At 63.1% G+C, this 25576-nt stretch carries 29 protein-coding genes; 26 read left to right on the top strand and 3 right to left on the bottom strand.

The genetic code is table 11. The features are described 5' to 3' along the window. Nucleotides 1–131 precede the first annotated feature (131 nt). From PMI15_RS00305 to PMI15_RS00340, 8 genes are all read left to right on the top strand, one after another. Nucleotides 132–635 carry a plastocyanin/azurin family copper-binding protein gene (locus PMI15_RS00305; RefSeq protein ID WP_007862427.1) on the top strand — a complete coding sequence of 168 codons (504 nt, stop codon included), beginning with the start codon at nt 132–134 and terminating at the stop codon, nt 633–635. A gap of 179 nt (nt 636–814) precedes the next feature. Continuing rightward, nucleotides 815–1234 carry a hypothetical protein gene (locus PMI15_RS23850; protein ID WP_007862428.1) on the top strand — a complete coding sequence of 140 codons (420 nt, stop codon included), beginning with the start codon at nt 815–817 and terminating at the stop codon, nt 1232–1234. Between the two features lie 129 nt (nt 1235–1363). Beyond that, nucleotides 1364–1669: a hypothetical protein gene (locus PMI15_RS24590; protein ID WP_007862429.1), complete on the top strand. Its 306-nt coding sequence runs from the start codon at nt 1364–1366 to the stop codon at nt 1667–1669. A gap of 12 nt (nt 1670–1681) precedes the next feature. Next, nucleotides 1682–3109 (top strand): TolC family protein, encoded by a 1428-nt coding sequence (locus PMI15_RS00320; protein ID WP_007862430.1) that lies wholly within the window; start codon nt 1682–1684, stop codon nt 3107–3109. A 28-nt stretch (nt 3110–3137) separates the two neighbouring features. Beyond that, the gene (locus tag PMI15_RS00325) at nt 3138–4550 is read left to right on the top strand and encodes a multicopper oxidase family protein (protein ID WP_007862431.1); all 1413 of its coding nucleotides are present in this window, start codon (nt 3138–3140) and stop codon (nt 4548–4550) included. Between the two features lie 51 nt (nt 4551–4601). Beyond that, nucleotides 4602–5099: a plastocyanin/azurin family copper-binding protein gene (locus PMI15_RS00330; protein ID WP_007862432.1), complete on the top strand. Its 498-nt coding sequence runs from the start codon at nt 4602–4604 to the stop codon at nt 5097–5099. Nucleotides 5100–5122: 23 nt separating this feature from the next. Further along, complete coding sequence (locus PMI15_RS00335) at nt 5123–5611, top strand: DUF411 domain-containing protein (RefSeq protein ID WP_007862433.1); 489 nt, start codon at nt 5123–5125, stop codon at nt 5609–5611. Between the two features lie 13 nt (nt 5612–5624). Further along, entirely contained in the window at nt 5625–5981 is a 357-nt protein-coding gene (locus PMI15_RS00340; RefSeq protein ID WP_007862435.1) for a copper-binding protein, read from the top strand. A gap of 136 nt (nt 5982–6117) precedes the next feature. Here the strand turns inward: PMI15_RS00340 and PMI15_RS00345 are convergent, their stop codons facing one another. Further along, nucleotides 6118–6759, bottom strand: coding sequence for a TetR/AcrR family transcriptional regulator (locus tag PMI15_RS00345; protein WP_007862437.1), 642 nt, complete (start codon nt 6757–6759; stop codon nt 6118–6120). Nucleotides 6760–6855: 96 nt separating this feature from the next. On the opposite strand from PMI15_RS00345, the gene PMI15_RS00350 reads away from it, so the two are divergent. From PMI15_RS00350 to PMI15_RS00370, 5 genes are read left to right on the top strand one after another with little or no spacing between them, the layout of a single operon-like run. Next, nucleotides 6856–7749, top strand: coding sequence for an NAD(P)/FAD-dependent oxidoreductase (locus PMI15_RS00350; protein WP_007862438.1), 894 nt, complete (start codon nt 6856–6858; stop codon nt 7747–7749). A gap of 10 nt (nt 7750–7759) precedes the next feature. Beyond that, a complete protein-coding gene (locus PMI15_RS00355) occupies nt 7760–8626 on the top strand; it encodes an alpha/beta fold hydrolase (protein ID WP_007862440.1) in 867 nt (288 codons plus the stop codon). A gap of 41 nt (nt 8627–8667) precedes the next feature. Continuing rightward, nucleotides 8668–9549: a class I SAM-dependent methyltransferase gene (locus PMI15_RS00360; RefSeq protein ID WP_007862441.1), complete on the top strand. Its 882-nt coding sequence runs from the start codon at nt 8668–8670 to the stop codon at nt 9547–9549. A 38-nt stretch (nt 9550–9587) separates the two neighbouring features. Next, nucleotides 9588–10394 (top strand): oxidoreductase, encoded by an 807-nt coding sequence (locus PMI15_RS00365; RefSeq protein ID WP_007862443.1) that lies wholly within the window; start codon nt 9588–9590, stop codon nt 10392–10394. Between the two features lie 52 nt (nt 10395–10446). After that, nucleotides 10447–10902 (top strand): isoprenylcysteine carboxylmethyltransferase family protein, encoded by a 456-nt coding sequence (locus PMI15_RS00370; RefSeq protein ID WP_007862444.1) that lies wholly within the window; start codon nt 10447–10449, stop codon nt 10900–10902. Between the two features lie 292 nt (nt 10903–11194). On the opposite strand, the gene PMI15_RS00375 is transcribed toward PMI15_RS00370, so the two are convergent. Next, entirely contained in the window at nt 11195–12100 is a 906-nt protein-coding gene (locus PMI15_RS00375; RefSeq protein WP_007862446.1) for a LysR family transcriptional regulator, read from the bottom strand. 161 nt (nt 12101–12261) lie between these two features. On the opposite strand from PMI15_RS00375, the gene PMI15_RS00380 reads away from it, so the two are divergent. From PMI15_RS00380 to PMI15_RS00435, 12 genes are all read left to right on the top strand, one after another. Beyond that, nucleotides 12262–13245 carry a 2Fe-2S iron-sulfur cluster-binding protein gene (locus PMI15_RS00380; protein ID WP_007862447.1) on the top strand — a complete coding sequence of 328 codons (984 nt, stop codon included), beginning with the start codon at nt 12262–12264 and terminating at the stop codon, nt 13243–13245. Between the two features lie 46 nt (nt 13246–13291). Beyond that, a complete protein-coding gene (gene gtdA / locus PMI15_RS00385; protein WP_007862448.1) occupies nt 13292–14341 on the top strand; it encodes a gentisate 1,2-dioxygenase in 1050 nt (349 codons plus the stop codon). A gap of 48 nt (nt 14342–14389) precedes the next feature. Continuing rightward, complete coding sequence (locus PMI15_RS00390) at nt 14390–15085, top strand: fumarylacetoacetate hydrolase family protein (protein ID WP_007862449.1); 696 nt, start codon at nt 14390–14392, stop codon at nt 15083–15085. 39 nt (nt 15086–15124) lie between these two features. Beyond that, the gene (locus PMI15_RS00395) at nt 15125–16420 is read left to right on the top strand and encodes an aromatic ring-hydroxylating dioxygenase subunit alpha (protein ID WP_007862450.1); all 1296 of its coding nucleotides are present in this window, start codon (nt 15125–15127) and stop codon (nt 16418–16420) included. Next, nucleotides 16417–16902, top strand: a complete 486-nt coding sequence (locus PMI15_RS00400) for an aromatic-ring-hydroxylating dioxygenase subunit beta (RefSeq protein ID WP_007862451.1) — start codon at nt 16417–16419, stop codon at nt 16900–16902. Before PMI15_RS00395 ends, PMI15_RS00400 begins: the two co-directional genes overlap by 4 nt. Nucleotides 16903–16905: 3 nt before the next feature. Continuing rightward, on the top strand, nt 16906–17232 hold the full coding sequence (locus tag PMI15_RS00405) for a non-heme iron oxygenase ferredoxin subunit (protein ID WP_007862452.1): 327 nt from the start codon (nt 16906–16908) through the stop codon (nt 17230–17232). A 51-nt stretch (nt 17233–17283) separates the two neighbouring features. Beyond that, nucleotides 17284–18468: an ABC transporter substrate-binding protein gene (locus PMI15_RS00410; protein WP_007862453.1), complete on the top strand. Its 1185-nt coding sequence runs from the start codon at nt 17284–17286 to the stop codon at nt 18466–18468. A 1-nt stretch (nt 18469) separates the two neighbouring features. Beyond that, a complete protein-coding gene (locus PMI15_RS00415) occupies nt 18470–19387 on the top strand; it encodes a branched-chain amino acid ABC transporter permease (RefSeq protein ID WP_007862454.1) in 918 nt (305 codons plus the stop codon). A 5-nt stretch (nt 19388–19392) separates the two neighbouring features. Beyond that, nucleotides 19393–20406 carry a branched-chain amino acid ABC transporter permease gene (locus PMI15_RS00420; RefSeq protein WP_007862455.1) on the top strand — a complete coding sequence of 338 codons (1014 nt, stop codon included), beginning with the start codon at nt 19393–19395 and terminating at the stop codon, nt 20404–20406. After that, a complete protein-coding gene (locus tag PMI15_RS00425; protein WP_007862458.1) occupies nt 20406–21158 on the top strand; it encodes an ABC transporter ATP-binding protein in 753 nt (250 codons plus the stop codon). Before PMI15_RS00420 ends, PMI15_RS00425 begins: the two co-directional genes overlap by 1 nt. A 19-nt stretch (nt 21159–21177) precedes the next feature. After that, nucleotides 21178–21891: an ABC transporter ATP-binding protein gene (locus PMI15_RS00430; protein WP_007862460.1), complete on the top strand. Its 714-nt coding sequence runs from the start codon at nt 21178–21180 to the stop codon at nt 21889–21891. A 153-nt stretch (nt 21892–22044) separates the two neighbouring features. After that, nucleotides 22045–23196, top strand: coding sequence for an ABC transporter substrate-binding protein (locus PMI15_RS00435; protein ID WP_007862462.1), 1152 nt, complete (start codon nt 22045–22047; stop codon nt 23194–23196). Between the two features lie 33 nt (nt 23197–23229). On the opposite strand, the gene PMI15_RS00440 is transcribed toward PMI15_RS00435, so the two are convergent. Next, nucleotides 23230–24255, bottom strand: coding sequence for an AraC family transcriptional regulator (locus tag PMI15_RS00440; protein WP_007862464.1), 1026 nt, complete (start codon nt 24253–24255; stop codon nt 23230–23232). Between the two features lie 86 nt (nt 24256–24341). Between PMI15_RS00440 and PMI15_RS00445 the strand changes: the two genes are divergently transcribed. Next, nucleotides 24342–25574 (top strand): MFS transporter, encoded by a 1233-nt coding sequence (locus tag PMI15_RS00445; RefSeq protein WP_007862467.1) that lies wholly within the window; start codon nt 24342–24344, stop codon nt 25572–25574. The last annotated feature ends 2 nt before the right edge of the window (nt 25575–25576 follow it).

The raw sequence follows: 25576 nt of genomic DNA on the forward strand, positions 1-25576 counted from the left end.
AGACTCAGCCCAAAAAGGAGAAAACCAAGAACTTATCCACATCGTGAGCACCTTCTGCTCACAAAGAGTGTGGGTCAATATTCAATGGAAAACTCGGGTCAGACTTCAGCGCAATTCAACAGACACCTGAAATGACACGTTTGAACCAGTTGTTGGCTGCGGCACTGATCGCAATGTCTTTGGGCGCCATGGCTCATGAAGGTGAAGACCACAACAAGAAGGCTGGCCCCGTCAGGAAGGAGCAAAAGGAGTGGGGTATTGCGGGAGATGCAACGGGTGCCCTGCGTACTGTTGAATTGGCCATGTCCGATAACATGCGCTTCACTCCGGACAAGTTGGAGGTGAAGCAGGGCGACACCGTCAAGTTTGTCGTCAAAAACAGCGGGAAGCTCATGCATGAGATCGTCATAGGCACGAAAGAAGTGCTCGACGAGCACGCAGCCCTGATGGTGAAGTTTCCCAATATGGAACACGAAGAGCCGTACATGGCCCACGTAGGGCCTGACAAGATCGGCGAACTGGTCTGGACTTTCAACCGTGCGGGTGAATTCGATTTCGCATGCCTGATCGCGGGCCATTACCAAGGCGGTATGGTCGGAAAAATCAAGGTAGTGGCCAACGGGAAGAAGTCGTGACCTTCCGATACGGTGGAACTGGCGGCGGATCCTCGGGTCGGATCCACGGGTCATAACTTCACGTCGGGGCAAACGGGAAAACTGAGTCAACTCCTGACAGGAGCAGTAGCCTTTTGAATATACATTTGGAAAAGATCCATTTCGGTTGAACTTAAATCAGTCGCTAGAATCCATACACGATGTCGCGTTTTTGCACCTTCCTGCTCTGGCTCATGATGCTGGCTTTGCCCATGCAGGGCTTTGCTGCGGCATCGATGCAGTACTGCGGCAAGGGCGCGGACCATACGGTTGTTCAGGCGCCAGCCGATCCTGAAGCCCACCATCACCATGCGCAAGCTTCCAGTGATGGCCACGACCACGCGATGCATGCCGAGGCGGCGCAAGTCGCCGGTGCGGAGCAAGCTTCAGACCTGCAAAACCAGCTGCCCGATGCTGCCCACAAATGCGGTGTGTGTGCTTCTTGCTGCAACCTTGTCGGCATGACTTCCGCCACTCAGGCGGTGACCATTCATGCCGTTCCCAGCGCCGTTGACATCGAGCATTCGGCCCCGATCCGCAGCGTTCCCTCGGGCCTGCCCGAGAAGCCGCCTCGCGCCTGACGCACCCGGCTGACTGCGGACCTTCGGGCTCCGCAGTACGGGTGCTTTTCATCGTTCGCCATCAAAGTTAAATCTCCCTCTTGGGGGATGTCTTTGTTGTCGCCGTTCCATGAAACCGCGAGGAATCCCATGTTCAAACCCCTGCTGGCCTACGGGCTGGTGTTGATATCCGCATTGCCTGGCCCGTCGGCCGCGCAAAGTCCTGCCCCGGCTGCTCCAACGTCCGCGGCCCAGGCAAGCCCGCCTCCGGCCTTCCGATCGGCCATGGAAGGGTACAAGCCCTATACCGAAGAAGTCACGGTCGATTGGAAGGAGGCCAACGACACCACCGCCCGAATCGGCGGCTGGCGCGCGTACGCCAAGGAAGCCAGGCAGCCGCAGGCGCCCCAGGCAGCGCCGCCGGGCGACGCACGCACCGCGCCGGCCAAACCCTGACCGAGGAGCACCATGAACACCTTTTTTAGATTCAGTGCCCTTGCTGCGGCGACCTTCGTCCTGGCCGGCTGCGCGTCTGTCAACTTTGACCAGACGCTTGAAGACGCCAATGGCAACGCCGCCACCCATACCTTCACCCAAGGTAAGCTTGAGCTCAGCCGCACCGACCAGCAGCGCCAGGCGCGCAGCAAGCTCACAAGCGAATTGCTGGCCAAACCGCTGAGCATGGACGATGCCGTCCAGCTCGCGCTGGCCAACAGCCCCGCGGTACAGACCTTGCTCGCCCAGAGCTGGTCCGACATGGCCACCGCGAGCCAAAACGGCCGGATCAGCAATCCGCTGTTCACCTTTGAGCGCACCCGCATGGGCTCTGAGCTCGAACTCAACCGCATGCTGTCGTTTGGTTTGCTGGACTTGCTGACCTTGCCGCAGCGCATGGCCATCTCCCGCGGGCAGGTCGCACAAGCCAGGGTTCAACTCGGTGCCAGCGTGGTGGAACAGGTGACGCAGGTGCGCCAGGCCTGGGTGCGGGCCGTTGGCGCACAGCAAAGCTTGCAGTATGCGGAACAGGTCAACACCACCGCGCAAGCCGGCGCCGAACTTGCAAGGCGCATGCAACAGGTGGGCAACTTCAACAAGCTGCAGCGGGCACGCCAGCAGAGCTTTTACGCCGACTCGGCGGCCCAGCTGGCTTCTGCGCAGCACACCGCGACGGCTGCCAGGGAGGAGTTGATCCGGCAGTTGGGGCTGACCGACGCCCAGGCCGATCAGTTGAAGCTGCCGGAACGCCTGCCGGACCTGCCCAAGGAACCCCGCCCGCCCGCTTCGGTGAGCGCCAATGCGACCGAGCAGCGCATTGATGTCCAGATGGCACGCCATCAACTCGACGTGGCGGGGCGCTCCCAGGGCTTGAATCTGCTCACCAGCCTGGTCGACGTGGAACTCGGGATTCGGCGCGATACGGTCATCGACGATGCGGCTGGCACCCGCACGCCGCGCAGGGGGTATGAGCTGGGCATCCGCCTGCCGATTTTCGACTGGGGATCGGCCCAGCGCGACACCATGAATGCGCAGTCCCTGGCGGCCGCGAACCGCTACGAAAGCACTGTGCGAGGTGCTTCGTCCCAGCTGCGCGAGAGTTATTCGGCCTACCGAACGGCGTATGACCTCGCCAGGCACTACCGCGATGAGGTCGTTCCCTTGCGCAAGTCCATGGCGGAGGAAAACGTGCTTCGTTACAACGGCATGTTGATCGGCGTGTTTGAGCTGCTGGCGGATACGCGTGAACAGATCTCCAGCGTGACGGCGGCCATCAACGCTTACCAGCAGTTCTGGCTGGCCGACGCGGCGCTTGCGGCATCGATGACCGGCAAGCCGACCTCCATGGCCGGCGTGTCCACGTCAGGCCCCGCCAGTGGCGGCGCCGAAGGCGGCCATTGAGCCTGCCACAACCCATTACGGAATCCCTATGACAAACAGAAGAAATTTCCTGACCGGCGCCGGTGCGCTGACAACCGCAGTGGCTGCCGCTGCGGTCAGCAGGGTCGCGATGGCGGCGTTGCCGGAGCCCGTGCTCCAGACCAGGCCGGACACCATGGCGCCCTTGGTCCCCAACACCGGGCGTCCTTACAACCCGGTGGTCACCCTCAATGGCTGGACGCTTCCCTGGCGCATGAACAATGGCGTCAAAGAGTTTCACCTGGTCGCGGAACCTGTGGTGCGAGAGATGGCCCCGGGGTTCAAGGCGCACCTCTGGGGATACAACGGCCAATCGCCCGGCCCCACCATCGAGGTGGTGGAAGGCGACCGGGTACGCATCTTTGTCACCAACAAGCTGCCGGAGCACACCAGCGTTCATTGGCACGGACAGCGCATCCCCAACGGCATGGACGGAGTCTCCGGCCTGAACCAGCCGGCCATCCCGGTCGGCAAGACTTTTGTCTATGAGTTTGTCGCGCGGCGCCCAGGCACTTTCATGTACCACCCGCATGCCGATGAGATGACCCAGATGGCCATGGGGATGATGGGCTTCTGGATTACCCATCCCAAGGCCAGGCATCCGCTGATTGACGAGGTGAATCGCGACTTTGTGTTCCTGCTCAATGCCTATGACATTGATCCCGGCGCCTACACGCCCAAGATCATGACCATGCTGGACTTCAACCTCTGGAGCTGGAACAGCCGGGTCTTCCCGGGCATTGATCCCCTGGTGGTCCGCAAAAACGACAAGGTGCGCATCCGCATTGGCAACCTGACCATGACCAACCACCCGATTCACCTGCATGGGCACGAGTTCCTGGTCACGGGCACCGACGGCGGGCCGACCCCCAAGTCAACCCGCTGGTACGAGGTGACGACCGATGTCGCCGTTGGTCAGATGCGCCAGATTGAATTCCTGGCCGACGAGGAGGGCGACTGGGCCTTCCACTGCCACAAGAGCCATCACACCATGAATGCCATGGGCCACGATGTGCCCACCATGATCGGCGTGGACCACCGCGAGGTCGCTCGCAAGATCACCAACGTCATCCCGGATTACATGGTGATGGGCGAGCGCGGCATGGCCGATATGGCCGAGATGGAAATGCCTTTGCCCGACAACACGGCGCCCATGATGACCGGCACCGGTCCGTTCGGTTCGGTCGAGATGGGTGGCATGTTCTCGGTGGTCAAGGTCCGCAAGGACCAGAAGGCCGGCGATTACAAGGATCCGGGCTGGTACAAGCACCCGCCCGGTGAGGTCGCCTATGAGTGGACAGGCTCATTGCCCAACCCTGCGCGTTTTGCCGCGGAAGGCGGCAAATCGATGCCGGTTCAGAACATGCCCGCCAAAGAAGTTGAAGTCCAGGTGCGCAAGCCCATGGGCAACATGAAGCATTGAGTTCCTTTTCCCTTTCCCTTTCCCTCAACCCTTTCATCAATAGGATTTTTCATGAAGAAACTGACCTCCATCATGGTGGGTGCGCTGATTGCCACCGCGAGTACCCTGGCTCTGGCACACGGCGACGAAGCTCACCCCCAAAAAGCAGGCCCCGTCAAAAAAGAGCAGAAGGCATGGGGCATCGCCGGCGATGCCAAAACCGTTACCCGGACGGTGACTTTCACCATGACTGACAACATGCGCTTCAGCCCTGACAAGCTGGAAGTCAAGCAAGGCGAGACGATCAGGTTTGTCCTCAAGAACGGCGGGCAGACCATGCACGAGATGGTGATCGGCACCAAGACGGACCTCGATGAGCATGCCGCGCTGATGATGAAGTTCCCGAACATGGAGCATGAGGAGCCGTACATGGCTCACGTCGGCCCGGGCAAGACCGGCGAGATCATCTGGACCTTCAACAAGCCAGGCTCTTTTGACTATGCCTGCCTGATCGCCGGCCACTACCAGGCCGGGATGATGGGCAAGGTCACGGTGGTGGCATCCAAGTAATCCTGACGCTGACGGAGGTCGCCATGCAAAAACGCTCGTTTCTCAAAGCTCTCCCGGTATTAGTCGCCGGCGCGCAGCCCGTTTTCAGTGGCGGCACGTCCGCCAAAACCCGTCCCTTTGTCGAAGTCTGGAAAGACGCCGAGTGCGGCTGCTGCAAAGACTGGGTAAAACACCTGGAAGACAACGGCTTTGACGTGCGGGTCAACGATAGCGGCAATACGGCGGCAAGAGCACGGCTTGGCATACCCGCCAGGCTGGGCTCATGCCACACCGGACAGGTCGGCGGCTATGCCGTTGAAGGGCATGTACCTGCGCGTGACATTCAACGCCTGCTGGCCGAGCGCCCGAAAGCGATCGGCTTGGCGGTGCCCGGCATGCCTGTGGGCTCGCCGGGAATGGACGGGCCCATCTACGGAAAGCGAAAAGACGCTTACGACGTGCTGCTGGTCAAGGCCGATGGCAGCACCAGCATTTTTAAGTCTTATCCCTCGAAATCTTCCACCTCTTCCTGAAAGGAAATGAATCATGAAGTCCCTCAAATCCATTCTGATCCTCGCGGCCCTGTTTGCCGGTGCAGTGCACGCCCAATCAACTGCGAAGCCCGGGAGCGATGCAATGCCGATGGGCGATGCGAAAAAAGAGGCCGCGAAGCCTTCTGCCGAGATGGCCGATGGCGAGATCCGCAAAGTGGATAAAGAAACCAAAAAAATCACCATCAAGCACGGCGAGATCAAAAACCTGGACATGCCAGGCATGACCATGGTGTTCCAGGTCAAGGATCCCGCGATGCTGGATACGGTCAAAGCGGGTGACAAGATCCGCTTCAAGGCTGAATCCGCTGGCGGCGCTATCGTGGTCACGGAAATCCAGCCGGCCAAGTAAGCTGGCCTGAAGCGCCGTGGGCCAGTGATGGTCCCGCGGCGAGCTTTAGAGCGTTGGTACTGCCACCCCGACAACAGCAGAACCATGTCTCACGACTGGGCGGTCTCCCATCGCTTCCCGGCGTCGCAGGTGGAGCCTACGCGCCGTAGGCCGCCATGAAGACCCGTACGGCCTCGCGCAGAAGAGCCCTGTTTTCCCGGGAATCCGGCATCTCGAGTTTTAGCAGTCCGCGGATGTGCCCGGAGCCCAGGAACATCGACAGGAACAGGTCCGCTGCCTGAAGCGGGTTCCGCACCTTCAGCGTGCCCGCCGCGTGGGCACTGCGCAGGTAGGCAGCCAGCTCGCCGTTCGCACGTTCCGGGCCTTCCTTGTAGAAGGCACGGCAGGCTTGCGGCTGCGCCCCCGCGACGCCGTAGACAGAGCGCAACGCGCCCAGTGCGTCGTCCCCGCGCGCCAGTGCGAGAAACCGGGCGCCGATCGCCAGCAGCGCCTTCTCCGGCTGGTCCGGGTCCGGCGCCCCGGCGCCTGGGACGCCAGCCACCACCGTCGCCGTCCTGTCGCGCACGAACGCCTGGAACAGCCCCTCCTTGGAGCCGAAGTTGTTGTACACGGTCATCTTGGACACACCGGCGTCCGCGGCGATGGCATCCACGCTGGCACGCTCCAGGCCATGCTCGTTGAAGTGCCTTTGCGCCGCTTCCAGGATGCGCCGGACGCGCTCGGGGTCGCGTGGCCGTCCGCGTTGGGGCTTGGAAGCGGGAATTGGGGACGAGGTCATGGGTATATATAGTGGACTTGACAGTTTATTATATGGGCTCTACATTACTGTACTTGCTAGTCCAATAATCAATCAACCCACACTGAGCCCATCACCATGAATGACGTCATCATCATCGGCGGCAGCTTTGCCGGCCTCGCCGCCGCCCTGCAACTCGGCCGTGCCCGCCGCAAGGTCACTGTTCTCGATACCGGCCTGCCGCGCAATCGCTTTGCCGGCCACTCGCACGGCCTGCTCGGCCACGATCACAAGCCACCGCTGGACATCCTGGCCGAAGCGCGGCAGCAGCTGGCGCGTTATCCCACGGTCAAGCTGGTCAATGCCCGGGCCGACAGCGTTTCCGGCGCGATCGACGATTTCTCCGTCCTCACTGCCGATGGCGAAAGCCTCGCGGCGCGCCGCCTGATCCTGAGCTATGGCGTCGCCGACCAGATGCCCGATGTTCCGGGTTTTGCCGAAAGCTGGGGTACGTCCATCGTGCCCTGCCCCTATTGCGACGGCTTTGAAGTCGCCGGCCGGCATTGGGGCCTCGTCTGGTCCGGCCCGCAATCGCACAATCAGGCCAGGCTGTTCCTCGATTGGACCGAAAAATTGACTGTCTTCGCCGATGGTCACGACATTCCGCCTGATATCCGGGCCGATCTGGCGCGCCGCAACATACCTGTCGTCGATGGCCGGATCGTCGAGATCGCCCATCACAAGGGCCATATCACCACCGTCAATCTCGGTACCCGCCGCAATATCGCGGTCGACGTCCTGTTCGCCCATCCGCGCAACAAGCCGTCCTCAAGCCTGCATGGATCACTGGGCCTCGCCACGGTCGATACACCCACCGGCATCGTCCTCAAGGTCGACGAACGCCGCCAAACCAGCATTCCCGGCATCTACGCCGCCGGCGACCTCACCACGCCCTTCTTGCCATCGGTTACCCAGGCATCATCGCAGGGCGCGATGGCGGGTATCTTCGCCCAGCAATCGATGGTGGTTTGAGAAGACACACATGGAGTTCGAACACGTCACCTTCGACCTGCCACACGGCACCTTTCACGCGTTGCAGGGGGGTGATCCCGATGGCCAACCGACCATCGTCTTGCACGGCTTCCCGGACCATCCCCCGACCGCGAAGCCCTTCCTTGCCGAACTCGGCCGCCGCGGACGTCACGTCGTCGCACCCTGGCTTCGCGGTTACGCGCCGTCCCCGACTGCGGGGCCATTCGACTTCGCAGCCCTCACCAGCGACGTGCTCGCGCTGATCGACCGCTGGTCTCCGGGGCAGCCCGTGGAGTTGATTGGCCACGACTGGGGCGGCGCGATCACATACGATGTCTGCGTCACCGCCCCGGAGCGGATCAAACGCGCAGTCACGATGGCATTCCCCCACCCTCTGACATTTCTGAGCCAGCCGCGCCTCTCTCAGCTACGCCGGAGCTGGTACATGGGGCTCTTCCAACTGCCGGGAAGCGGCTGGATCGTCAGCGCCCGAGATCTCGCCCTCATAGACCACCTATGGCGTCAGTGGTCGCCCGGCCTCTCGCTCGATCCAGTTGTCCAGGCGGAGCTCCATGAGACCCTGCGGGCGAGCATGCCTGCCCCCTTGCGCTACTACCGGGGGCTGCTTCGGCCCGGCATGCTTGGGGCGATGCGCCGCCTGTCTCAGCCGATCACAACGCCCCTGCTGCAGCTCCACGGTTCCGACGATGGCTGCATCTTCCCCCAGCAGGTCAACGACAGACATCGGTTTGCCGGCCCACACGCGCTGGAGGTCGTCCCCGAAGTCGGTCACTTCCTGCACATCGATGCCCCCGAGGCGATCGCGGAACGGATCGCGGCATGGGCCGAGCAGCGCCATTTCCCCCTGCCTCGATAAAAGGGTAGCTGGTTAAGAACGAATCAGAACAAGGAGATAGCATGACAGAGCAAAATGCCTATCGGGTCGCCGACTGGAATGGCCAAAGCGGAGAGCGCTGGGTCGCCAACCAGGCCCGGCTCGACGCCATGGTGGCGGTGTTCGGCCAGGCCGCGATCGAAGCCGTCGCGCCCGCGACGGGCGAGCGCGTGCTGGACGTCGGCTGCGGCGCAGGCGCGTCGAGTCTGGCTCTGGCCGCCCGCGTCGGCGCGGGGGGCCAAGTGCTGGGAGTGGACATATCCGAAGCGCTGATCGGCCGAGCGCGCGCGCTTGCGCCACGGGATGCGCCGGCCCTGTTCCGGGTGGCCGACGCCAGCAGCGCCGAGCTGCCCGAGGGCGCGTTCGACATCCTGTTTTCGCGTTTCGGGGTGATGTTCTTCGACGATCCGGCAGGGGCGTTCGCCCACTTGCGACGCGCGCTCCGGCCGGGCGGGCGGGTCGCTTTCGTCTGCTGGCGCGGCGTGGCCGAGAACGATTGGGTGCGCCTGCCGATTGGCGCGCTCAAGAGCATCGTCCCGCTGGCCGCGCTGCCCGATCCCGAAGCGCCCGGCCCATTTTCGTTCGGCGACCGGGGACGAGTGGCGCGCATCCTGACGGCAGCCGGCTTCACCGATATCGCTATCGCGCCCTTCGATGCTTCCGTCCCGTTCGGCGAGGGCGGGACGCGGGACGCTGCGATCGACGACGCGGTGAAGATGGCGCTCGAGGTCGGCCCGCTGTCGCGCGCGCTCGCTGATCAGCCCGACGACATCCGCGCCCGCGCCTCGGCCGCGGTTCGTGCCGTCTTCGCGGGCCTCCCCGGCGAGCGTTCGGTGATGATCGCCGGCGCAGCGTGGATCGTCATGGCGCGCAATCCGATCAGACCTGCCTCCTTGCAAAACTGATCCTCCTCACTCCACATCCTCTACACAAGGGAACTGCCATGTCGAATTCCAAAGTTGTCCTCGTCACCGGCGTGTCGTCAGGCATCGGATGCGCCGCCGCCACAAAGTTTGCCGAACAAGGCTGCCGGGTCTTCGGCACCGTGCGCAACCCGGCAAAGGCCCAAGCCATACCTGGCGTCACGCTCATTGAGATGGACATCCGCGACGATGTTTCCGTTGATCGAGGCATTCAGGCCATCATCGCGCAGGCCAAGCGCATCGATGTCCTGGTCAACAATGCGGGTGTGACCCTGCTGGGCGCGACTGAAGAAACCTCGATTTCCGAAGCCCAGACGCTGTTCGAACCCAACCTTTTCGGCCTCTTGCGCGTGATCAAGGCCGTGCTGCCGCACATGCGCCAGCAGCGTTCCGGTCGCATCGTCAATGTCAGCTCGGTGGTGGGCTTTCTATGTTCGCCGTACATGGCCTTGTATGCGGCCTCCAAATACGCTGTTGAAGGGCTGTCCGAGTCACTGGATCATGAAGTACGCCAATTCGGCATCCGCGTGTCGCTGGTCGAGCCCTCCTTCACCAAAACCAACCTTGATCTCAACGCGCCCCAGACCGCTGCCAGAATCCCGGACTACAGCAAAGAGCTTGCCATCGTCACCAAAGCCTTCCAGAACAACGTGCAAAAGGCGCCCACGCCTGAAGGCGTTGTGGCGACGATGGTCAGCGCTGCACTCGGTCCGTGGAAGATGCGCCACACGCCCAAGGGCGAAGCGTCCCTTCTGGCCAAGTTGCGCCGCTTCATGCCCGCTGGCCCGGTCGAAAAGGGCCTGCGCAAGACGTTCGGACTGGGCTGAAATCACAGCTGTGTTCACGGCCGGGTGCGAGACCTCATGGAGTGATATGAGCATGCTTGAACTGAAGGTTCCTCCCCCCATCGTGGCGCTTGTCCTGGGGCTTCTTATGTGGCTGACGCCAGCCCTCGCGGGCCTTGTGCAGATTCCCTATCCGGCCCGCGTGCTCTGCGCCGTCGTTCTGGCGTGCATCGGCCAAGGCATCAGCATCGCCGGAATGCTTGCGTTTCGGCGCGCCAAGACCACCGTGAACCCGGTCAAGGCAAGCCTGGCGTCCTCGTTGGTCATCCGAGGCGTGTACCGCTATACGCGCAACCCCATGTATGTCGGGCTCTTGCTGACCCTGTTGGCGTGGGCAGTGTTTCTGGCGAATCCGCTCGCTGTCCTGTGGGTTGTCGTGTACGTGCTCTACATCATCCGGTTCCAGATCATCCCGGAAGAACGTGTGTTGGCGTCTCTGTTTGGGGAAGAGTACGAGGCTTACAAAGCGAGGGTACGCAGATGGGTATGAGCCGAGCAGCGCCGAGGCGGTGAGATAGGTGCCGTCGAAAACAGGGTGAGGGGGAGGGCACGGCCTCCTGCAACGGCTTTCAATTGAGAACCATGGACGCCCATGGCGGTGGGTCATGACCAGCGTGGACCTCGTGCGCGCTCGGAATGCCCTGTGGCCCGCGTTTTGACGCGTGCCGCGGTGAGGTGCAGGAATGGGGCAACAGTGGATGGGTCAAGGCGGTGGAGCACCTTGTGGATGGCCTCCTGAATGCGCCCGCCGTCCTGTCAGACCTGCTGCACCCCATCGCGCATCACCGGTCCGAATGCGTCTCAAAAACAAGCGACCTGAGCCACTGGTTCGCCGGGTCTTTGTGGTACTTGGCGTGCCAAAAAAGATTGATGGCGATTTGCGGCAACTTTACCGGGTGGTTGACGTACCTGAGGTTGAATGGCTTCACCATTTTTTCTGCCAGACGCTCGGGCACTGTGGCCACCATGTCGGTGGATTGAAGAATATGGCCAATCGCGACGAAATGGGGAACCGTGAGGCGTATTCGTCTTTTCTGGGAGCCGCTGTCCAGAATTTCGTCGACTTTCCCGTGCCCGGTTCCTGCGGACGCAATCACGACGTGATCGCTCGCAAAAAAATCAGATGAAGAGACCTTCCGCTTGTCCAGTGGATGGTTTTTGCGGAATACGCAAACGTATTGCTGGGAGAACAGGCGCTGCTGGAAGAAGCCGGCCTTCAGCTGGGGCAACAGCCCTATCGCCAGGTCGACGTGGCCCGCCTCCATGGCGTCTTTCAGGTTGACGCTGGTATTGCGCACTGTGCTGATGGAAACCCCGGGCGCCACTTTCTGGATCTTTTCCATCAGGAGAGGCAGGAAGTAGATCTCGCCGATGTCGGTCATGCCGACGGTAAAGCGCCGTTTGCTGCTGGCGGGGTCGAATGAATTCTTGACGTTGATCGCGCCGTGGATCATGCCTAGCGCATAGCCTATCGATTCGGCCAACTGGTCCGCAAAGGGCGTGGGCTGCATGCCGCTCGATGTGCGCAGGAAAAGTTCGTCGCCAAACAGCTTGCGCAGGCGCGCCAGGGCGTTGCTGACGGCGGGCTGCCCCAGGCCCAGGTTCTCCGCCACCTTGGAGACTTTTCTTTCGGTCAGCAACTGGTTAAAGATCACCAGCAGGTTCAGGTCGATGTCCTTGAGTTCCATCTGCGACTCCTAACTGTTATTGATATCAGTGATACAGAACATTGACACCATTGTATTGACTGATTTTGGTGGGCCTCTGATCATTGCCCCATCGCCGCTGATGTTCACCCGAAAACATGCGGCAAGGCAACTTCTCCACGAGACACACCAGACCGACCGCGATGGAAATCTTTGTCCGCCCTCTCCAGCGCACGCTGAGCGTTACCGCAGGGGTGAACCTGCTGGACGCCCTGCGCGCCAACGACGTGCCGGTGTCCTACAGCTGCCTGGCCGGGCGTTGCGGCACCTGCCGCTGCAAGCTCGTCGACGGGCAGGTGCTGGACTCGGGTGGGGCGGCGCAGCGGCCGGTGGCAGCCGGCGACCAGTACGTATTGGCCTGCCAGACCTTTCTGACGGAATCCTGCATTGTTGAGATCCCCGAGCCCGACGAGGTCGTCGTCCATACGGCAAAAATCGTCAAGGCCACCGTCGTTGCGGTGGAGGACCAGACCCATGACATCAAACGCCTGCGGCTGAAACCGGCCAAGCCCATCGAGTTTTCACCTGGGCAGTACGCCCAGCTTCAATTCACACCTGAGCACATCCGGCCTTATTCGATGGCGGGCCTGTGCGCCGACGGCGAGCTGGAGTTCCATGTGCGCCTGGTCGCCGAGGGCCGCGTCACCGGCTACGTCGCCAACACACTGAAGGTCGGCGACGCGGTACGCGTCAGCGGTCCGCTGGGTTCGGCCTACCTGCGCCGCAAGCATGCGGGGCCTATGCTGTGCGTGGCCGGCGGCACGGGCCTGGCACCCATTCTGTCCATCATCCGCGGCGTCATTGCCGAAGGCATGCGCAACAGCATCCACCTGTATTTCGGCGTGCGTTCCGAACGCGACGTCTACGGCCGGGAATGGCTGGCGGAGCTTCAGCACCAGCATCCGCAACTGAAGGTACATGTCGTGCTCGCGTCCGGCCAGGCGCCCGGGTGCCGCACCGGCCTGGTCACCGAAGCCATCGCCCAGGACTGGTCCGGCCTCGACGGCTTCCGTGCCTACCTCTGTGGTGCGCCGCCCATGGTGGAGGCCACCAGCCTGCTGGTGCGGCAGATGGGCGTGCTGCCCGAACAAATTTATGCCGATGCGTTTTATGCCAGCGGCACCTGATCAATCAGACCGACCAGACCGACCAGACCGATCAACAGGAACTTCCATGAACAGCAGAAACAGCAAGCTTGAATCCCAGCTGGACCGCAAAGCCTATTACGACCGCATCGGTGCCGACAACATGACGCCCTTGTGGGAAGTTCTGGGAGCGCTGGTGCCGCACTCGCCGAAGTCGCCGGCGGTCTCGCATCTGTGGAAGTACGCCGATGTGCGCGAACGGGTCATGGAAGCGGGCAGGCTGATCAGCGCCGCTGAGGCTGAACGCCGCGTGCTGATTCTGGAAAACCCCGCGCTGCGCGGCCAATCCTGCATCACACAGTCGCTGTATGCCGGCCTGCAGCTCATCATGCCGGGCGAAGTGGCGCCGGCCCACCGCCACACCCAGTCCGCGCTTCGGCTGGTGCTGGACGGTGAGGGTGCCTACACGGCGGTCGATGGCGAACGCACAACGATGCGCCGCGGTGACTTCATCATCACACCGGCCTGGACCTGGCACGACCACGGCAACCCGGGTGATCAGCCGGTGGTATGGCTCGACGGACTAGACATTCCCATCGTGCGTTTCCTTGATGCGGGATTTGCCGAGAAAAGCGACAGCAACTACCAGGCCGTCGTCCGGCCGGAAGGCGATGCGCTGGCGCGCTACGGTGCCAATATGGTGCCGGTCGATTTTTACCAGCAGCCCGCCGAGCCGACCAAGGTGTTTGTCTATCCCTGGGAACGCACGCTGGCATCGTTGAAGGCCGTTGCCGCGGGCAGCGAGCCTGATGCGCACTTCGGCCACAAGCAGCGTTACGTCAACCCGGCCACCGGCCGCTCACCCATGCCGACGATGGCGGCGTTCTCCCAGCTGGTTCCGGCAGGTTTTGAGACACGGCCCTACCGCTGCACCGATGGCACGGTTTACGTGTGCCTCAGCGGCCACGCCGAGGCAAGCATTGAAGGCAGGACCGTCCGCCTCGATGAAAACGACGTGCTGGTGGTGCCGTCCTGGCACAGCCACCAATTTCGCGCCGGTCCGGATACCGTGCTCTTCAGCTATTCAGACCGCCCGGTGCAGCAGGCCCTGGGCCTCTGGCGCGAGCACCGCGCCTGAAGATTTCCAGCCTTTCAATCTTTCAACCTTGCTACAGGACATAGGCCCGTGAACTACGCCATCGAACCCGCCGCCCTTCCCACGCTTGCCGTCGCCGGCATCACTGAACGATTTCCCGTCAACCGCATTTTTTGCGTGGGCCGCAACTACGCCGCGCATGCGCGCGAGATGGGCAAGGACCCGGAGCGCGATCCGCCGTTCTTTTTCATGAAACCGGCCAACGCGGCCGTCGATGCGTCGACGCCGGTCAGCATTCCTTATCCGCCGAAGACCCACAACTTCCACCACGAAATTGAACTCGTCGTCGCCATCGGCAAGGGCGGCCGCGACATCGCCGTGGCTGATGCGCTGGACCATGTCTACGGCTACGGCGTGGGCCTGGATATGACACGCCGCGACCTGCAACTCGATGCGCGCGACAAGGGCCGCCCGTGGGAATTCGGCAAATCCTTCTCGCTGTCGGCACCCGTCGGCGCGCTGTCCCGTGTGGCCGACGGCGGCCATGTCGCGCAAGGCGCCATCAGCGTCACCGTCAACGGCAGCGCCCGCCAGGCGTCAGACGTCGCCAAGCTGATCTGGTCGGTTCCGGAATGCATCGCCTACCTGTCCGAATACGAAACGCTGGAGCCCGGCGACATCATCATGACCGGCACCCCCGAAGGCGTGAACGCCGTGCTTGCGGGCGACGTGATGCAAGGCGATATCGCGGGCCTGGCGGGCATCACGGTCACGGTGACGGCCTGAAGCGCAGGCGCTGAATAAACGAAGCAAAAGGAGACAGCGATGACTGCATCGACCGCCGCAACCGCCACAACCGGCGTTCCCACCGGCACCTTTCCCATCAAGATCCATTGGGAATCCGAAGGCACAAGCCGGATTCCCTTCATGGCGTACACCGACCCGGACCAGCACAAGAAGGAGCTAGAGCGCTTTTTCTACAACAAACACTGGAACTACGTCGGCCTTGACGCCGAGATCCCCAACGCGGGCGACTTCAAGCGCACGGTGATTGGAGAGCGTTCGGTGATCATGGTGCGCGATGCGGATGGCGGCATCAGTGTGGTCGAGAACGTGTGCGCCCACCGCGGCATGCAGTTTTGCCGAGAACGCCATGGCAACAAGAAAGAGTTTGTCTGCCCGTACCACCAGTGGAGCTACACGCTGAAGGGCGACTTGCAGGGCGTGCCGTTTCGCCGCGGTGTCAAGCAGGACGGCAAGGTCAACGGCGGTATGCCGGCGGACTTCAAGACCACCGACCATGGCCTCAACAAACTCAAGGTTGCTACGCGCGGCGGTGTGGTGTTTGCCAGCTTCGACCACGAAATTGAGTCGCTCGAAGACTTTCTCGGGCCGGTCATCCTCGGCTATTTCGACCGCCTCTTCAACGGCCGCAAGCTGAAGATACTGGGCTACAACCGCCAGCGTATTCCGGGCAACTGGAAGCTGATGCAGGAGAACATCAAGGACCCTTACCACCCCGGCCTGCTGCACACCTGGTTTGTCACCTTCGGCCTCTGGCGCGCGGACAACAAGTCCGAACTCAAGATGGATGCGCGCCACCGCCACGCCGCCATGATTTCCACGCGGGGCCAGTCGGGCAAGGCCGACCAGGTCACCCAGGTGTCCAGCTTCAAAGAGAGCATGGAACTCCATGATCCGCGCTTTCTTGACATCGTGCCCGAGCCCTGGTGGAACGGCCCGACCGCAGTGATGATGACGCTGTTTCCCAGCGTCATCCTGCAGCAGCAGGTCAACAGCGTCTCGACGCGGCACATCCAGCCCGACGGCCACGGCTCCTTCGATTTCGTGTGGACGCACTTTGGCTTTGAAGACGACACGCAAGAGATGACGCAGCGCCGGCTGCGCCAGGCCAACCTGTTCGGCCCGGCCGGCTTTGTGTCGGCCGACGACGGCGAGGTGATTGAGTTCTCGCAGCAGGGTTTCGAGCAGAAGCCTTACCACCGCACCCTGGCCGAACTCGGCGGGCGCACGGTCGAGGACACCGACCACATGGTCACCGAGACATTGATACGCGGCATGTACCAATACTGGCGCGAAGTGATGGAGGCCGATGTATGACCACCACCACCGTCAACTTCGAAGACTATCTGCAGATCGCGCAGCTGCACGCCGATTACGCCCAGGCGGTCGATTCGGGCGACTGGGACCTGTGGCCGGAGTTCTTCACCGAGGACTGCCTTTACAAGCTGATTCCGCGGGAAAACCATGAACGCGGTTTCCCGCTGGCAACCCTGCTGTTTGAAAGCAAGGGCATGCTGAAGGACCGTGTCTATGGCATTCGCGAGACGCTGTTCCACGACCCCTACTACCAGCGCCACGTCGTCGGCGCGCCGCTGATCCGCGCGGCCGGCAAGGACCGCTTCGAGGTCGAGGCCAACTACGCGGTCTTTCGCACCAAGTTGTCTCAGGAGTCGACGGTCTTCAACGTCGGCCGCTACATCGACGTGATCGTGCGAACGCCGCAAGGCCTGAAGTTCGCATCACGCCTTTGCGTGTACGACAGCGAAATGATCCCCAACTCCATCATCTACCCGATTTAAACCATGAGCAATTCAAACTCAAACTGGATGGAAGCCACCGAAGAAGCCGGTGTGCCTGAAGACGACGTGATCGGCCTGCAGGTCGGCGGCCGCGACATCGCCCTCTACAAGGTTGAGGGCAGCATCTTCGCCACCGACAACATCTGCACCCACGGCCATGCCCGTCTGTGCGACGGATTTCTTGACGGCTATGAAATTGAATGTCCGCTGCACCAGGGCAAGTTTGACGTGCGCAACGGTCGCGGCACCTGCGCGCCTATCACCCAGGACGTTCGCAGCTACCCCGTGCGCATCGAGGGCGGCCGTGTCTTCGTACAAATTTCTGACTGAATCCGCAGCCCTTCACCCTTTTATTACCCCCTACAGAGGAGACAACCCACCATGAACACAACACCCAAGACGCCTTTCCGCCGCAGCGCGCTGATCGCCGCAGCCGGGCTCGCACTGGCCGGCGCCAGCCAGTTCTCCGCCGCCGCCACCATCGGCTTCATGGCCCCCTTGTCCGGCCCGCAGGCCATCGTCGGCCAGGACCAGCTCGACGGCTTCATGCTGGCGGTCGAGCAATTGGGCGGAAAACTCGGCGGCCAGGCCGCCACGGTGCTGAAGGAAGACGATCAGCTCAAGCCTGAAATCGGCAGCCAGATCGTGCGCAAGTTCATCGACAAGGACAAGGTCGATGCCATCGTGGGCCTGAGCTTCTCCAATGTGCTGATGGCCAGCCTGCCGCGCATCGCCGAATCGGGCACCGTGGCCATCGCCACCAATGCCGGCCCGTCGCCGCTGGCCGGGGCGGGTTGCAAGGCCAATGTGTTTTCCGCCGCGTGGCAGAACGACGGCGCCGCCGAGGCCATGGGCAAGCTGGCCCAGGACAAGGGCCTGAAAAAGGTCTACCTGATGGCCCCCAACTACCAGGCCGGCAAAGACATGCTGGCCGGCTTCAAGCGCTACTTCAAGGGCCAGGTCGTGGACGAGGTTTACACGCAGGTGAACCAGCCTGACTATTCCGCCGAACTGGCACAGCTGCAGGCTGCCGCACCCGATGCGGTGTTTGTGTTCTACCCGGGCGGCATGGGCGTCAACTTCATCAAGCAGATGAGCCAGGCCGGCCTGATGGCCAAAGTGCCGCTGTACTCCGTCTTCACCGTCGATGGCACAACCCTGCCGGGCCTGCGCGATGCGGCCGTCGGCAGCGTCAGCGGCGCGATGTGGGACGCGGCGCTTGACACGCCCGAGAACAGGAAATTCGTCGCCGACTTCGAACGCAAGTACAAACGCACGCCCAGCGCGTACGCGGCGACAGCCTACGACGCGGCCAATATCCTGAATATCGCCCTGGGCAAGGCCAAGGCCGGCGACGCCAAGGCACTCGCCGCAGCGGTCAAGGCGGCCGGCAGCGAGTTCAAGTCGGTGCGCGGCCCATTCGCGTTCAACAACAACAACCTGCCGGTGCAGAACTACTATGCGTTCGAAGCCGTCAAGAGCGGCGGCAATGTCGTCGGAAAGCTCATCGCCACTCCCTTGCCCAAGCAGGTCGATGCCTACCACGCGCAATGCGCGCTCAAGTGACATGAACGGCACGATTGTTTTCGCGCAGCTGCTCAACGGCCTGCAGTACGGCGTCCTGCTGTTTTTGCTGGCGGCAGGCCTGACGCTGGTCTTCGGCATCATGAGCTTCGTCAACCTGGCGCACGGCTCGCTCTACATGATGGGCGCGTACTTCGCGGCCTCTGCCTTCCAGTACACCGGCTCCTTCGGGCTGGCCTTGCTGGCGGCCATGCTGGGCTCGCTGCTGCTGGGCCTGGCGCTGGAGTTCGTCGCAGTCGCGCGCCTCTACCGGCGCGACCACCTCGACCACGTGCTGGCCACCTTCGGCCTGGTCTTGTTCTTCAATGAGCTGGTGCGCATCATCTGGGGCCCGCAGCCGGTATTTCTGCAAGTGCCGGAGTTCCTGAGCGGCGCCATCCCTATCGCCGGTTTCAGCTATCCGGCCTACCGCTTCGCCATCATCGTCGTCGGGCTGGTGGTGGCGGTGGGTTCCTGGTTGCTGATCAACAAGACCCGCGTGGGGATGCTGATCCGGGCCGGCGCGGTGAACCCCGCGATGGTCGCCGCGCTCGGCGTCAACATCCGCCTGCTCAACGCCATGCTGTTCGCGGTCGGCGCCATGCTCGCAGGCCTTGCCGGCGCGATGGCCGGGCCTATCCTGTCGGTGCAGTCCGGCATGGGCGAGTCGGTGCTCATCACGACATTGGTCGTCATCGTGATCGGTGGCATCGGCTCGGTCACCGGCGCCTTTTATGCGGCGCTTATCGTCGGCATCGTCGACACCCTGGGCCGCGCATTTTTACCCTTCATGCTGCGGCAGGTCACCGAGCGCTCGCTCGCCGACGCGGCCGGCCCGGCGCTGGCCTCGATGCTGGTCTACCTGCTGATGGCGGTGGTTCTGGCCTGGCGCCCGCAAGGCCTCTTTCCGGCCAACAGGTGAACACCATGACGCCACTTCTCTCACGCCCCAGCGCCTGGGTTCCCCTGCTGGTCCTGCTGTTGCTGGCAACCGTTCCCTTCGTCGCGCATGCCACCGGCCAGCCGTTTTATGTCGCCTTCTTCGCGCGCATCATCATCTACGCCATTGCCGCCTGTGCGCTGAACATGGCGCTGGGCTACGGCGGGCTTGTGAGCTTCGGCCATTCGCTCTTTCTCGGGCTGGGGGCTTATGCCGTCGGCCTGGCCTCTTTTCATGGCATCGGCAACGGCTGGATGCACCTGGCGCTGTGCCTGGGCGCGTGCGGCCTCGTCGCACTGGTCACGGGCGCCATCAGCCTGCGCACCACCGGCATCGCCTTCATCATGATCACGCTGGCTTTCGCCCAGATGGGCTACTTCCTGTTTGTCAGCTTGAAGAACTACGGCGGCGATGACGGCATGTCCATCGCCCAGCCCAGCCGTTTCGGCCCGCTGGACCTGTCGTCCGCGACCAACGTCTACGCCGTGGCCTTCGTCGTGCTGGTCCTGTCGATCTGGTGGCTGGCCAGGCTGCGCGCCGCGCCTTTCGGCATGGTGATCCGCGGGGCGAAACAGAACACACGCCGCGTCAACGCCGCCGGCATCCCGGTGCTGCGCTACCAGTTGCTGGCCTACGTGATGTCGGGCATGTTGTGCGGTGTGGCCGGCCTGCTGCTGGCCAACCTCAATGCCTTCGCCTCGCCCAGCACGCTGGCCTGGTCGGTCTCGGGCGAACTGATCGTTATCGTGGTGATGGGGGGCCTGGGTACGGTGTTTGGTCCCTTGATGGGCGCGCTGGTTTTTCTTGGCCTGGAAGAAATCCTGAAGGGCTATACCGAGCACTGGATGGTCATCTTCGGCCCCTTCATCGTCGTCGTCACGCTCTTGGGAAACCGCGGCATCATCGGCTTGCTGCAGCGCTTTGATTCCCGCGAAAAGCTCGCTCCAAAAGCCACTGCATCGGTCGCTGCGGCGACGGGTGCCGCGCGAGGAGCCCTGTAATGGCCAGCGTACTTCGCACTGAATCCCTCACCAAACGCTACGGCGCGTTGCTGGTCACCGACGCGGTGTCGCTCGACATCGGCGAGGGCGAACTGCACGCCATCATCGGCCCCAACGGCGCCGGCAAGACCACGCTCATCAACCAGCTGTCAGGCGAGCTCGCACCGAACAGTGGCCGCGTCTGGTTCAACGGCGCGGATGTGTCCGTCTTGCCTATCCATGAACGCGCCAGGCGCGGCCTGTTGCGCTCCTACCAGATCACCTCGATCTTCGAGGACTTCAGCGTGCTGGAGAACGCGACGTTCGCGGCGCTTGGCTCACGCCAGCATGCCTTCAGGTTCTGGACGCCGATGCTGGCGAACAGGAAAGCACGCAAGTTCGCCGAAGAAGCGCTGGCAGCCACCGGCCTCACGCATCGCCTCCATGTTGCGGCGGCCGACCTGGGGTATGGAGAGCGCAGGCAGCTGGAGCTGGCCATGAGCCTGGCCGCGGGGCCGAAGTTCCTGCTACTGGACGAGCCCATGGCCGGCATGAGCACGCAGGAATCCGCCGCCGTCATCTCGCTGCTGAAAAGTTTGAAACGGCTCTACACCATCCTGCTGGTCGAACACGACATGGATGCGGTGTTCGCGCTGGCCGACCGCATCAGCGTGCTGGTCTACGGCAAGATTTTGTTCACCGGTACGCCCGAGGAAATCCGCAACCACCCGGAAGTGCGGGCGGTATACCTCGGTGAAGAAGCCGAAGCATGAAGCGGGCAAGGAAAAAGTCATGACGCCATTTTTATCCGTCCAAGGCCTGCAGGCTTCCTACGGCCACGCACAGGCGCTGTTTGACATCTCGTTCGATGTCGGCCCGGGTGAGGTGGTCACCCTGCTGGGGCGCAACGGCATGGGCCGCTCCACCACCGTCAAATGTTTGTTCGGCATGCTGCCGGTCGCCTCCGGCAGCGTGTCGGTGGCCGGTGCCCGCGTTGACCATCTGCCCTCGCACCGCATCGCGCGCCAGGGCCTGGCGCTGGTGCCCGAAGGCCGGCAAGTGTTTCCCAATCTGACGGTCGAGGAAAACCTGGTGGCGACCGCTCGCGACGACAAAAAGAGCCGTGGAAAGTCCTGGGAGCTGGGTCGTGTCTACGCCTTTTTCCCGCGGCTGAAAGAGCGCCGCGGCAATTTGGGATCGCAGCTGTCGGGAGGCGAGCAGCAGATGCTGGCCATCGGCCGTGCGCTGATGACCAACCCCCGGCTGCTGGTGCTCGACGAAGCAACAGAGGGCCTGGCCCCCGTGATTCGAAACGAGATCTGGCGTGCCCTTGCTGATCTGAAGAAGGAGGGCCTGTCGCAGATCGTCATCGATAAAAACGTGAAAGCGCTGATGGGCCTGGCCGACCGGCACTTTGTGATTGAAAAAGGCCGCGTGGTCTGGCAAGGCAGCTCGGATGAACTGCGCGGCCGTCCTGAAATTGTTCACCAGTACCTGGGCGTCTGAACGGGCCTGTGAAGGCCCTTGCCGCAAGTTCGGCGCTCAAACTTATCGGTTGAGGGCTGCGTTCGGCCAGCGTAGTACGACATCTCGGGGTTTAACCCATTTGAATTACATTTTTTTGATGATGTACTAAATAAGTAATTTAAGGAGACTTTCATGGCCCTCAACTTCACGTGCCTCAAGACCACCATGGCAGCGTTTGTGATCCTGGCCTTGCCGGTTTCCGGTCATGCCATCGACGTGGTTTTCGGCCAGGTCGCGTCACAGACCAATCCGACCTCGGCCGCGAATGCCAAAGGCATGGCAACAGGTATCCAGGCCTATTTCGACAAAGTCAACGCGGGCAACACCCTGCAGGGCAACAAGCTCAAGCTGGTCACGCTTGACGACGGCCTGCAAGGCCCCAAAATGATTGAACTGACCCAGCAACTCATCGGCGACCCGGCGGTGGTGGGGCTGTTGGGATTTCTCAACAGCGCTGGACTCGCCGAGATCGCCAAGCAGGACTTGCCGGGCAAGAACGGCATCGCGCTGATTGCGCCGCTGCAGGGCGACAAAAATGTGGTTTCCGCCGCCAATGTGTTTCCCCTGCGCAGCGGCTATGCGGATGAAGTCGCCAGTTTGCTCAAGGAGGCCAAGACTTGGGGCAAGGACTCGCTGGCCATCGTCAATATGAGCGTCGCCTTCGGCCCGCCCCTGGCGCAGTTGACGACCCAGCTCAGCGGTCCACAGGGCGTCAAAATCGTGACACAGCAGGTACTTGACGCCGCGCCCGACAAGCTGGAGGCGAGCGTTCGCGCAGCCGTCGCCGCCATCACGGAGACCCGCCCCAAGGGCATTATTTTGCTGGCCGCGGGAAAGCCTGCGTTTGAATTCGTCAAGGCTGTCCGGGACGCCCCTGGGGGAGCGGTGCAGATTTACGGCCTGTCGGTGCTGCTGCACGACGGCTTGGTCAATGCCGCCGGCAAGGACAAGGCACGCGGCATCGTGTTGAGCCAGGCGGTGCCTTTCCCCTTCGTTCCTTCCAAGCCGGTCATCACCGAATACCAAAGCGACATGAAGAAATACGCGCCGGGCGAGGCCCTGTCTTTCTCGGGCCTCGAAGGCTACATGGGCGCCAAGATCGCCGTGGAAGCTGTCCGGCGCGCGGGCAAGACGCCGACCCGCGCCGGCGTGCTGCAAGCCTTGTCCAATCTGGGCGAATACAACCTTGGAGGTGTCTATGTCAACTACACAGCCAACCAGCGGGTCGGCTGGGGTGGTGTGGATCTCTCCATCATCAATTCCAGCGGCAACCTTCAAAAGTAGGTTCGCACATTACGATCACCGATTCGACGCCGCTCAGGCTTGGCGACGACCAGGCGCTCTTGTTTCATCACGCGCCTTGCTGGGCGGATGCCCGATCACACGCTTGAACGCCCGGCTGAACGAAGCCTCGGAGTCAAAACCCAGCCGGTCGGCGGCGGTGGTGACGCGCATGCCGTCCTGGGCGATCCAGTTGCGGGCCTGGAACATGCGGATGCGCGCCACGTAGCGGGCCGGGCTTTCGCCCACGGTTTCCTTGAAGGCCTGGGCAAACCGTGAGCGCGATGCGCCCATGATGCTGGCCAGCGCCGGCACGCTCCAGTCCTGCTCGGGCGAGGCGTGGATGGCGGCCAGTACCTTGCCCACGCCGGGCGTTCGCAGGGCCGCGATCCAGCCCGTCGAGTTGCTGCAGGCGCATTCCACCCAGGCGCGGATGATGCTCGCGGCGAGCACGTCGGCCATGCGGGCCAGGATGCCGCAGGCGCCTATGCGGTTGAGCGAAGCTTCACGCTCCATCGCCTCCAGCAGCATGGGCACGCCGGGGTCGCGCTGGGCCAGCTCGCCGGCGCGTATCACCTCCGGCATCATGGCCAGCAAGGGGTGCAGCGGGTCGAGGTTGAAGGTCATGCTGCCGCAGAACATGGCGTGGGACGGTGTTTGCGCCGAGGCGGTTGCGTCGCGCAGCAAATAGATGTCGTCCGCGAGCCGCTGGCGGTCAAAGCTCGCGAGGTCCAGCGGCGGTACCTCGGGTGAGCTGGCCAGGGTGTGGGCCGTGCCGCGCGGCAGCAGCACGGCGTCACCGGCCTTCAGCGCCATCCAGCCGGATTGCGGCGTGTGAATCCAGCAATCCCCGCTGACGACGAAGTGAAAGCGCGCGGCGGCTTGCGCGTCAAAGGAAATCGCCCACGGCGCGTGCACCAGGCAGCGGCCGTATTCAACACCTTCCAGGCGCAGGCCCAGCAGCACCTGGGTGAGGGGGTCGGGCCCCGCGGCGGGCAGGCCCCCATCTTCGTGGGGCGGCTGAACGACGGGCGTGAGAGGTCTGGAGGAATCGTCAAGCATTTCGGTGCTTTCGCCATGGAAAGCTGTCGATGCTAGGCCTAAGCTGGCAACCCTGTCCTCAACAAGGCTTCAAGGCTTCACCTCTTATGTCATCCACTTCCTGCTCCGCCTGCCTGGATCCGCTGGCCGGCCTTCCCTCTGCCAACCATCCACCCGCCGAGGCCGCCGCGCGCTGGGCGGCGGTCGCATCCCTCTCCCTGGGCGTGTTCGGCCTGGTTACGGCGGAGTTCCTGCCGGCCAGCCTGCTGACCGCCATGGCGGCCGATCTTCACGTCACGGCCGGTGCTGCGGGCCAGGCCGTCACGGCCACGGCGCTCGTGGGTGCGGTGGCCGCGCCAACCATCCCCTTGCTGACGGCGCGCTTTGACCGCAAGCGGGTGCTGCTGGCGCTCACCGCGCTGCTTCTCGTGTCCAACCTGCTGGCCGCGACGGCCGGCTCGCTCTCGGTGCTGCTGTTCGCGCGCGTGGTGCTGGGCGTCGCGCTCGGTGGCTTCTGGTCCATGGCGGCGGCACTGGCCATGCGCCTGGCGCCTGAGCGGCTTTTCCCGCGCGCAATGTCGCTGGTGCTCACCGGCGTCTCCATTGCCACCGTCTGCGCGGCGCCGGTCGGCGCCTGGATGGGCAGCCTCTGGGGATGGCGCAGCGCCTTTGTGGCGGCGGGTGTTGTCGGCATGCTGGCTTTTGTGGTGCAGCTGGTCGCCTTGCCGGCCCTGCCGCCGCGCGACCAGGCCAGCTTGAAGGGCCTGCGCGAGCTGCTTGCGCGCGGGCCGGTGCGCATCGCGCTGCTGGCGGTGCTGCTGGTCATATCGGGCCACTTCGCGGGCTTCACCTACATCCGGCCCGTGCTCGAAGACGTGACGAAACTGCCCGTGGCGGCGATTTCCGCTGTGCTGCTGGGCTACGGCATAGGCGGCTTCTTCGGCAACTTCGCGGGCGGCTGGCTGGCGGGGCACGGTGAGCGTTATGCGATCGTCGCCGGCAGCGCCATGATCGCCCTGCTGGCGGCTGCGCTGCTGGTCGGCGGCAGCTCCACCATGGTCACCGCCGTGGCGGTGACCTTATGGGGCTTCGCCTTCGGCGCATTTCCGGTCGGCTTCCAGACCTGGATAGTCCGCGCCGCACCCGACCAGGCCGAGGCCGCGGGCGGCCTGCTGGTGGCCGCGTTCCAGGTCGCCATTGCCACGGGCGCCATCGCGGGAGGCCTCATCGTCGACCGGACCGGCGCGCTGGGCGCCCCCGCATTTGCCATGGTGGCCGTGGCCCTGGGCGGCCTGCTGGCCTGGCGTCGCGGCCCCGCTCCGGCCATGGCCCGGGCATGAGG

Origin of the sequence: Polaromonas sp. CF318, from assembly GCF_000282655.1 — a bacterium.
Lineage (GTDB): Bacteria > Pseudomonadota > Gammaproteobacteria > Burkholderiales > Burkholderiaceae_C > Polaromonas.

Bases quoted from the DNA above. Each gene is read 5' to 3' on its own strand.
- PMI15_RS00375 (WP_007862446.1), bottom strand. From the start codon at position 12,100: ATGGAACTCAAGGACATCGACCTGAACCTGCTGGTGATCTTTAACCAG.
- PMI15_RS00420 (WP_007862455.1), top strand. From the start codon at position 19,393: ATGACGCCACTTCTCTCACGCCCCAGCGCCTGGGTTCCCCTGCTGGTC.
- PMI15_RS00355 (WP_007862440.1), top strand. From the start codon at position 7,760: ATGGAGTTCGAACACGTCACCTTCGACCTGCCACACGGCACCTTTCAC.
- PMI15_RS00360 (WP_007862441.1), top strand. From the start codon at position 8,668: ATGACAGAGCAAAATGCCTATCGGGTCGCCGACTGGAATGGCCAAAGC.
- PMI15_RS00345 (WP_007862437.1), bottom strand. From the start codon at position 6,759: ATGACCTCGTCCCCAATTCCCGCTTCCAAGCCCCAACGCGGACGGCCA.
- PMI15_RS00325 (WP_007862431.1), top strand. From the start codon at position 3,138: ATGACAAACAGAAGAAATTTCCTGACCGGCGCCGGTGCGCTGACAACC.
- PMI15_RS00335 (WP_007862433.1), top strand. From the start codon at position 5,123: ATGCAAAAACGCTCGTTTCTCAAAGCTCTCCCGGTATTAGTCGCCGGC.
- PMI15_RS00350 (WP_007862438.1), top strand. From the start codon at position 6,856: ATGAATGACGTCATCATCATCGGCGGCAGCTTTGCCGGCCTCGCCGCC.
- PMI15_RS00410 (WP_007862453.1), top strand. From the start codon at position 17,284: ATGAACACAACACCCAAGACGCCTTTCCGCCGCAGCGCGCTGATCGCC.
- PMI15_RS00305 (WP_007862427.1), top strand. From the start codon at position 132: ATGACACGTTTGAACCAGTTGTTGGCTGCGGCACTGATCGCAATGTCT.
- PMI15_RS00405 (WP_007862452.1), top strand. From the start codon at position 16,906: ATGAGCAATTCAAACTCAAACTGGATGGAAGCCACCGAAGAAGCCGGT.
- PMI15_RS00445 (WP_007862467.1), top strand. From the start codon at position 24,342: ATGTCATCCACTTCCTGCTCCGCCTGCCTGGATCCGCTGGCCGGCCTT.
- PMI15_RS24590 (WP_007862429.1), top strand. From the start codon at position 1,364: ATGTTCAAACCCCTGCTGGCCTACGGGCTGGTGTTGATATCCGCATTG.
- PMI15_RS00425 (WP_007862458.1), top strand. From the start codon at position 20,406: ATGGCCAGCGTACTTCGCACTGAATCCCTCACCAAACGCTACGGCGCG.
- PMI15_RS00400 (WP_007862451.1), top strand. From the start codon at position 16,417: ATGACCACCACCACCGTCAACTTCGAAGACTATCTGCAGATCGCGCAG.
- PMI15_RS00330 (WP_007862432.1), top strand. From the start codon at position 4,602: ATGAAGAAACTGACCTCCATCATGGTGGGTGCGCTGATTGCCACCGCG.
- PMI15_RS00440 (WP_007862464.1), bottom strand. From the start codon at position 24,255: ATGCTTGACGATTCCTCCAGACCTCTCACGCCCGTCGTTCAGCCGCCC.
- PMI15_RS00395 (WP_007862450.1), top strand. From the start codon at position 15,125: ATGACTGCATCGACCGCCGCAACCGCCACAACCGGCGTTCCCACCGGC.
- gtdA (WP_007862448.1), top strand. From the start codon at position 13,292: ATGAACAGCAGAAACAGCAAGCTTGAATCCCAGCTGGACCGCAAAGCC.
- PMI15_RS00380 (WP_007862447.1), top strand. From the start codon at position 12,262: ATGGAAATCTTTGTCCGCCCTCTCCAGCGCACGCTGAGCGTTACCGCA.
- PMI15_RS00365 (WP_007862443.1), top strand. From the start codon at position 9,588: ATGTCGAATTCCAAAGTTGTCCTCGTCACCGGCGTGTCGTCAGGCATC.
- PMI15_RS00430 (WP_007862460.1), top strand. From the start codon at position 21,178: ATGACGCCATTTTTATCCGTCCAAGGCCTGCAGGCTTCCTACGGCCAC.
- PMI15_RS23850 (WP_007862428.1), top strand. From the start codon at position 815: ATGTCGCGTTTTTGCACCTTCCTGCTCTGGCTCATGATGCTGGCTTTG.
- PMI15_RS00435 (WP_007862462.1), top strand. From the start codon at position 22,045: ATGGCCCTCAACTTCACGTGCCTCAAGACCACCATGGCAGCGTTTGTG.
- PMI15_RS00320 (WP_007862430.1), top strand. From the start codon at position 1,682: ATGAACACCTTTTTTAGATTCAGTGCCCTTGCTGCGGCGACCTTCGTC.
- PMI15_RS00415 (WP_007862454.1), top strand. From the start codon at position 18,470: ATGAACGGCACGATTGTTTTCGCGCAGCTGCTCAACGGCCTGCAGTAC.
- PMI15_RS00340 (WP_007862435.1), top strand. From the start codon at position 5,625: ATGAAGTCCCTCAAATCCATTCTGATCCTCGCGGCCCTGTTTGCCGGT.
- PMI15_RS00370 (WP_007862444.1), top strand. From the start codon at position 10,447: ATGCTTGAACTGAAGGTTCCTCCCCCCATCGTGGCGCTTGTCCTGGGG.